Source organism: Sphingomonas sp. 66-10 (assembly GCF_001897045.1).
GTDB classification, from domain to species: Bacteria; Pseudomonadota; Alphaproteobacteria; order Sphingomonadales; family Sphingomonadaceae; genus Sphingomonas; species Sphingomonas lycopersici.
Map to the genome: position 1 here is coordinate 9569 of NZ_MKRR01000162.1, position 542 is coordinate 10110.

At 74.0% G+C, this 542-nt stretch carries 1 protein-coding gene; it reads left to right on the top strand.

Going from position 1 to position 542, the window contains the following annotated elements; translation table 11 throughout:
- Positions 1 to 44: 44 nt before the first annotated feature.
- On the top strand, positions 45 to 542 hold a 498-nt coding region (locus BGN95_RS25400), incomplete at its 3' end, for a hypothetical protein (RefSeq protein WP_286774406.1).

Sequence of the window (542 nt, forward strand, 5' to 3'; positions counted from 1 at the left end):
CGGCCGGCGGCAAGGTCGATCGCGCGCAGGTGCGCGATCTGGCGATGAAGGGCAATCTGCTGACGACCGAAACCAGCCTCGTCTTCGTCGGCCCGGAGGGAGAGGCGTCCGGCGTCCTGCCCGCGATGCGCAAGCTCGCGCTGGTCGATGCGCGGCCGGCCGAGGTCCAGCCCGTTCCCGATGCGATGCCGCCGGCCGCCGAACCCGTCGCACCGGCCATTGAAGCGCCGCCGTTGGGCGATGGCGGAGAAATCCGGCCCGGCCGGCGAGGCAGGACGTTGCCGAGGCTTCCGACCCCCAACGCCGGCGCGCCATGGACCGTCCGACTTGGCAACTGGCTGCGCGATCATCTGCGGCCACGGACACGGCCGCTCAACCTGCCACTGCTCGGCCGCCTTCTGCGGTCGGCGGCCGGACAGGTGCTGTGGCGTCAGGACGGGATGCTGGCGCTGCGCTCCGGCGATCCCGCGCACCTGCCGGCGGCGGCGGCGGCGCTGGTGCGCGAGGTCGCCGCCGTGCCCGTCGTGCGCGATACGGCAGCC